Below are 6,867 nucleotides of genomic sequence, written 5' to 3'. Positions count from 1 at the left end.
AATTATTATTATAGTTTATCAATAATCCTAGAGGCTTTTCTATTGTATTCATAAAATTATTGAATATATCATTTAAATTTAAAGTAAAAAATATAAATTTGTTTTCACTAATATTGTTAATGATATTAATACAAAAACAATTATTTGACAAGTAAATAGGATTTTTAATATCTATATTTCCGGTTTTTAAAATTATATTATTATTATCTGTTATAGTTATACCGTTAATAAAACTATTATTTTTTATAATATTATTGAATTCTAGTTCTAAAGCGTTTAAAGAAAAATTTTTTATCAAAGGATTTTTGTCAAAAATAAAAACAATATCATTTTTTTCTAAAATATTTTCTGAATAAGAATATATCTTAGATAAAGTATTATCTAAATATGTTTCGAACATTTTTGATGTTAGAAATAAATAATCATTTTCATCTTTTATTATTTGTGTTATTCTAAGACTTAATGAAGTAATAAAAGTAATAAGAATAACTATTATATTAAGAATTAAAATATTTTTAAATAATATTTTTTCTAATTTCATTTCAATTCACCTTTAAAAGTTTTAAATATTCATTATATTCAAAACCACTATATTTTTTAAATAAAATATCAAATTTTTTAGACTTTTTAAATAATTCAATAAACCTTTTTAAAGTTTCATTTAATTTTGGAGTGTTATATGAAGTACAAAAAGCTAAATATCCAATATTATTTGCTATAAATAGAGGTTTTAAATTATTTTTTAATGATAAAGTTTTATATATTTTTGAAAAAAATGTAAATGAATCTCCAATACTTATATCTGCTTTATTTGACATAAGTAAAAAATAAAAAAGATATCTATCAAATTTTATACCTTTTGGAAAAACAAGAATTTCAACCTCATCTTTAGAGGGTGTTTTTAATTTGTCAATATAAATCAAATTGTCATTTTCATCGAATTTTATTTTGTTTATAACAAAATCAATATTATTTATTTTTAAAGTATTAATTACTGTATCATAATAATTAAAAGTTTCTGCTGTTATTATTCTTTTTCCTTTAAAATTATTATATGAATCTATTTTTTCATTTATTCTTGAAAAAAATAATTCAGCATTTTCTATAAAAGGTACCATATTGACAACTCTTTTTCTTTCTTCGGTTACGGTTATAATATCAGTAACAATATCAACTTCATTATAAATATCAGGGGTTTTTGAGTTATTGTTTTTTGTCCAATAATCTTCGAAAAATTCTACAGTTTTAATTTTTAGGTCAACATTGATATAATCTGCAAAGGCTTCTGCTAGTTCGTAGCAAAATCCTTTTTTTTCATTAACATCAGGTTGATATATTATTTCGCTGGGGATATTTCTTATCCCTATTATTAAATATCCTGATTCTAAAATCTCATTTAATGTGCGGGCGTAAGATTGGTTAAATAAATAAAGTATTAAAAATATAAATAAAAATTTTTTCATATAGTACACTCCATTAATTTTTTTTAATTATACCATAATAAAATTAAAAATCTCCAGGAGAACCCCTGGAGATTTGTTTAATCAATATTTATTTGTTTAAATTTTTTAGCTTTTTCTGGTAATTTAGGTATTTCTATTTTTAAAACTCCAGCGTTGAATTTTGCTTTGATTTTATCAAAATCTATGTAATCTGGTAATTTAATGGATCTTTCAAATTTTCCAAAATATCTTTCTCTTTTGATATAATTTCTACCCTTTTCCTCTTTGTCATCTCTCTTTTCTGCTGATATAGTTAAAATATCATCATCTAATCTTAAGTTAATATCTTTTTTATCATAACCTGGCACATCTGCTTCTATGACTATATCTTTTTCGGTTTCGTAAATATCTATACTTGGCATAGCTATTTTAGAAGTTTCGAAGATATCAAGAGAGCCGAAATCATCAAATAATCTTTCTATTTCTCTTTTCAAAGTTTCAAATGGTTCAAAAAAGTTTGTTCCTCTTTCGTATTTTCTGATTTCACTCATGATATCCCCTCCTTTTTTAATTTTTATCAGTTTCCGTATATTAAGACGAAAAAAATATTTGAAGGTTCAAATCTTTAAAAAATATATATAACAATATTATTATGATAGTTGTAATTATAATAAATATAAAATTTACTAAAAATTATAGCAATCTTTACTTTTGTTTGATAAGAAAAAAATAATCTTATAGTAAATCCTAAAAAACTGAAGCGCTATATGCCTATTATTTTTCAAAATAGTTGATGATCTCCATATAATAAAGGCTGTTCATTTTTTAATAGCTCTTGATTAATAATTTTTCCAATATATATTATATGATCACCCGCTTCAGTTTTATTAACAATATTGCATTCGAAAAAAGCTATTGAATCTAGTATTTTAGGAATACCATTTTCAGTTAACTCATAATTAATATTTTCAAATTTATTTGTATTTCTCCCGCTTTTGCTTCCGAAAAGTCTAGCAATATCCTTTTGTTCTTTTGATAATATACAAACACCAAATTTATCTGTTTCTTCTAATAATTTATATGAATAACGTTGTTTTCCTATTGAAATAGCAATCATAGGAGGTGTTATGGATACTCTAGTTATCCATGCAACTGTAATTCCGTTTAATAATCCATGAGAATTCATTGTAATAATAGAAGCTACATTATATATTTTTCCTAAAGCATCCATATTAACCACCTATTCCATCATATTTTTTAATGTTGTTTTAATTTCTTCAATTATTTTTTGTGATTCTGATTTAATTTCTTCATTATTTGTATTAGATACTATATCTTCAAAAGATTTTAATATTTTTTCTAATTCAGGTTGAATAACATCTTTTGGTTGAGAAGTAATGTATTGTTTAATGTATTGATAATATGTATAGTTATATTCAAAAGAGATTTCGGGATCTTTTGGATTTAATTCATATAATCTTATTAATGTTTCCATATCTTTTTCTTTTAAATAAAATTCTTTAAGAATATTGAATTCTCTGTTTTTTAATTCATCTAAATAGTTGTTTTCTATATTAATTGTATTTTCAAATAATTCAGGATACATAATTTTTGCGTAATATAAACCTTCCAAATCTTTTTTTAACGCGTTTATTTTATTTTTTTCATCTTCTTCATTAATATTATTCAATTTATTTTCTAAATAGTCAATTTTTTGTCCAATTTCATCTTCGTTCATTTTTGAATATTCGGAATTTTTATACTTTAAAATAATATTTTCTAGCTCAATTACTTCAGGTATAGTTTGATTTAATTCTTTTAATAAATTTAAATAACTCATTTTCCATAATTCAGGAGCATTTTCATTTGTTCTAATTGAGTCATACAATTTTTTTTCAATTTCCATTTTTTCTTCTAAAGTTTCAGCTTTTTCTATTTTTTCCTCATATATTAAAGGCTCATATTTTAAAGCATAACTAAAGTTTTTAGAATATTCATTGTACCAATTATACAATTTTTCATTTTTTATTTTATTTTTTATATCTTCCATTAATGCGTTATCTGATTTCATTTTTTCAATTGAATTGTAAACTTTTTTATCTTCCAATTTGATAATATGATATCCATAATCAGATTTTATTGGACCAACAATTTCGCCTACATTGGCGTTAAAAGCTGCATTAAAGTATTCAGGAACAACTTGATTTTTAGAAACCCAATCAATACTTCCGCCATTTTTACTTGATTGAGAATCAATTGAGTATTTTTTTGCAGCATCCTCAAATGTTATTAATCCGTTTTTTATTTCATTTAAGATATTATTAGCAGTAGCCTCATCTGTAACTAAAATATGTTTTGTTAGTACTTTTTCGTTTTCTAATTTTAGAGCTTCGAAATTATTTTCCACATATTCGTCAATTTCATTTGATGAAACATTTCCAATAGTACTATCTATATAATTATAATATTCATTCATTAGAATATTATTTTTTAAATAATCTTTAAAACTCTCTTCAGAACCAAAGTAATTAATAACTTGTTCTTTGGTTTGTTCATTGCTAAAATATTGTGAAATTAAATTATCAATTTGTTGATTAACTTTTTCCATATTAGCAACATAACCATTTTCCTTTGCATAATATTCAAGAATCATATAGTTTATTAAATCTTTTATTGTTGATAACATATAATATGGTTCTTGGAATTTGTCATATTGTTGTCCATTTTGTTGTAACGAATTCATTCTATTTAGATATTCAATTTCGAAGGTTTTATCATTTAAAGAATAATCCTCCAAAACCTTACCATTTTTTGTTAAATAACCAATTACATCAGAAAATGCAAAAATACTAAATACAACTAATAGTAAAACTAAGATAAATTTTTTCATACTACACCTCCGTATTATTTTAAATATCTATTTTTGATTTAAATTTATTTTCTTTCATTTTAGAAATAGGCACAACATTTAATAAATTTTCATTAAAACAAATTTTTAAATCTTTTTCTAAACCTAATTTTTTTAATTTTTGAGCATGACTTGAATATTGCATAACTCTTGCATGTGGAATATTTGCCATATTTAAAGCAATATATGAATCATCATTTAAATATGTAATATCCTGTTTTGCTAAAATACTTAAAATTCTACCTGCTGTAAAAACATCTTCTAAGGAAATATTTCCATTAGACCCACTACAAATAATACCAATGTCATCAATTTTTTTTATTAATATATATTGCACCACTGCTTTTAAATTTAATAAAGAAGCAGCAATTGTTATTCCTTTTGAATTAGCTGTTAATAGAGCCTTAGAACCATTAGTCGTTGATAATATTATTTTCTTATTTTTAAAATTAACAGCATTTTTTAAAATATCTGAAGGTGAGTTTGAATAATCAAACCCATTTATTTTTACAGCATTTCTTTCTCCGATAAGAAAGTAATTATTATCTTTAGAATCTATATTTTTATAATCATCAATAATAGTAATTTGAGATGCACCAACAGATAATAATGTAGCTATAGTTGATGTAGCTCTTAATGTATCAATTACAATATAATATTTATGTGTTTCTATATTTTCAGTAGGTAAAAAATATGTATATAGTCTCATTACTCCTCCTCCGCTGTTTTTGGATGAATAATATTATCTAAATCTAAATGCCATGTTTCATTTAAATTTAATAATCGTTTTTTACCATTTTCGTACTCAAAAGTTGTTACCGATCCATTATCTAGCATAAAATTTCTATGTTGATTTAAAGGTAAGTTTAATATCCAACATATAATTGTTCTTATTAAAAGTCCATGAGATACAATAACTATATTATCATTATTATTTTTCAATATATTTTTTATAGTGAATATTCCTCTTTTTTGAACATCTCCCAATGATTCAACTCCTTCTATATAAGCCCACGGGTCAGAAGTCCATAATTTGAATTCATTAGAAAATTTTGACTTAACTTCATCAATATTATATCCATTCCATAATGAAACATTAGCTTCTTCTAAACCTTCGGCTATTATAGGTGTTGAATTAATGTTTTTAGCTATTGGTAAAGCGGTTTGGTATGCTCGTTTTAAACTAGATGAATAAACTTTTGAATAATTTTCATTTTTAAATCTTTTTGCAAGATTTTCCGCTTGAATTAACCCAATTTTACTAAGTTCTATATCGGCAGTACCTTGCCATTTTTTTTCTATATTCCATTGAGTTAATCCATGTCTTATAAGAAATACTTTCAAATTATTACCTCCATTATTTAGTTAAGTTATTATAAAATTCAATTATTTTATCTTTATCATATTTTCCAGGAGTATTTGTAATATGAGAAGAATTAAGAACATCTTTAGTGAATAATTCTAATTCTTCAGCATTAAAATTAATTTTAAAATCATAAATTCCAAGATTTTTTAAGAATAAATGGAATTCATCTAATGATCCAAAAATATCTTTTAAAATTTGTGTTTTTTCTGGAGATACTTTATCAACCTCTTTTGCAACAAAAGGTAAAAACACAGCAGTTGCTTGTCCATGTCTAATTCCTTTATGAATAGTAATTCTATATCCAAGTGAATGAGGTAAAATTGTTCCAGTTTGAGCAATTACCATACCAGCTAAAGCAGACGCAATTGCTAATTTCTCTCTATATTTTAAGTTTTCAAGATCATTTAAAGTTTTTGGTAAGTATTTATATATTAATGAGATGGATTCTTTTGCAAGCATATCAGAAATAATAGTAGATTTTTTGGAAAGAACCCCTTCTACAGCATGAGATAGAGCATCAACGGCAGTTGTGATAGTTAACTCTTTATTCATTTTTATCATGTATTTTGGATCTAAATAAGATACATCAGGGAAAATTAAATTACTTTTAAAACCGCTTTTTTTTCCATCTGGTTTAGTTAAAACAGAATATTCAGTAACTTCACTACCCGTTCCAGAGGTTGTTGGTATTGTTACTATAGGTAAAGCAACATCATAATTATTCATATCAAATAAATCATCAGGATTTAATTCAGGATTAGCGGTTAATACGGCGATAGCTTTACCAGCATCCATTGGGCTCCCGCCGCCAATAGCTATAACAAAATCGCATTCATTTTCTATAGCTATATTTCTTCCTTTTATAACCATGTCATATGTAGGATTTTCTCCAATTTCATTATAGTGAATAAAAGGAATTTTAAACTCTTTTAATATTGATATAACATCGTCTAATGCGCCTGTTATTTTTGCAGAATTTCTCCCGGTAACGATAATAGCTTTTTCGCCTAATATCATTTCGTTTTTATGTTCAAAAATAATGTTTTTACCATAATATAATTTTGTAGGCATATAGTATAACATGTTACACCTCCATATTAATTATTAATTATATTATACACTATTTTCTTAGAAAATACTTAAAAAAATAA

Annotated in this window: 8 protein-coding genes; all 8 read right to left on the bottom strand. The window is 23.7% G+C overall.

Features of this window, described 5'->3' with window-relative positions:
- Positions 1–541: hypothetical protein (locus AS160_RS01510; RefSeq protein ID WP_165144221.1), on the bottom strand; the 541-nt coding region annotated here is incomplete at its 3' end.
- A 1-nt stretch (position 542) separates the two neighbouring features.
- Positions 543–1,463, bottom strand: coding sequence for a transporter substrate-binding domain-containing protein (locus AS160_RS01505; RefSeq protein ID WP_165144220.1), 921 nt, complete (start codon positions 1,461–1,463; stop codon positions 543–545).
- A 77-nt stretch (positions 1,464–1,540) separates the two neighbouring features.
- Positions 1,541–1,993, bottom strand: coding sequence for an Hsp20/alpha crystallin family protein (locus AS160_RS01500; RefSeq protein ID WP_165144219.1), 453 nt, complete (start codon positions 1,991–1,993; stop codon positions 1,541–1,543).
- A 230-nt stretch (positions 1,994–2,223) separates the two neighbouring features.
- Positions 2,224–2,673, bottom strand: coding sequence for a flavin reductase family protein (locus AS160_RS01495; protein ID WP_165144218.1), 450 nt, complete (start codon positions 2,671–2,673; stop codon positions 2,224–2,226).
- Between the two features lie 9 nt (positions 2,674–2,682).
- Complete coding sequence (locus AS160_RS01490) at positions 2,683–4,332, bottom strand: peptidylprolyl isomerase (protein WP_165144217.1); 1,650 nt, start codon at positions 4,330–4,332, stop codon at positions 2,683–2,685.
- 19 nt (positions 4,333–4,351) lie between these two features.
- Positions 4,352–5,059, bottom strand: a complete 708-nt coding sequence (locus AS160_RS01485; protein WP_165144216.1) for a 2-phosphosulfolactate phosphatase — start codon at positions 5,057–5,059, stop codon at positions 4,352–4,354.
- Entirely contained in the window at positions 5,059–5,694 is a 636-nt protein-coding gene (locus AS160_RS01480; RefSeq protein ID WP_165144215.1) for a histidine phosphatase family protein, read from the bottom strand. Before AS160_RS01480 ends, AS160_RS01485 begins: the two co-directional genes overlap by 1 nt.
- Positions 5,695–5,707: 13 nt before the next feature.
- Positions 5,708–6,799 carry an iron-containing alcohol dehydrogenase family protein gene (locus AS160_RS01475; protein ID WP_165144214.1) on the bottom strand — a complete coding sequence of 364 codons (1,092 nt, stop codon included), beginning with the start codon at positions 6,797–6,799 and terminating at the stop codon, positions 5,708–5,710.
- Positions 6,800–6,867: the final 68 nt, after the last annotated feature.

The organism is Marinitoga sp. 38H-ov (genome assembly GCF_011057715.1).
Lineage (GTDB): Bacteria > Thermotogota > Thermotogae > Petrotogales > Petrotogaceae > Marinitoga.
Note: the sequence above shows the minus strand (reverse complement) of the source record. Positions and strands in the feature narration are given on the sequence as shown.

Coding starts and splice junctions, on each gene's coding strand:
- AS160_RS01495 (WP_165144218.1), bottom strand. CDS start 2,673: ATGGATGCTTTAGGAAAAATATATAATGTAGCTTCTATTATTACAATG.
- AS160_RS01505 (WP_165144220.1), bottom strand. CDS start 1,463: ATGAAAAAATTTTTATTTATATTTTTAATACTTTATTTATTTAACCAA.
- AS160_RS01475 (WP_165144214.1), bottom strand. CDS start 6,799: ATGTTATACTATATGCCTACAAAATTATATTATGGTAAAAACATTATT.
- AS160_RS01490 (WP_165144217.1), bottom strand. CDS start 4,332: ATGAAAAAATTTATCTTAGTTTTACTATTAGTTGTATTTAGTATTTTT.
- AS160_RS01485 (WP_165144216.1), bottom strand. CDS start 5,059: ATGAGACTATATACATATTTTTTACCTACTGAAAATATAGAAACACAT.
- AS160_RS01500 (WP_165144219.1), bottom strand. CDS start 1,993: ATGAGTGAAATCAGAAAATACGAAAGAGGAACAAACTTTTTTGAACCA.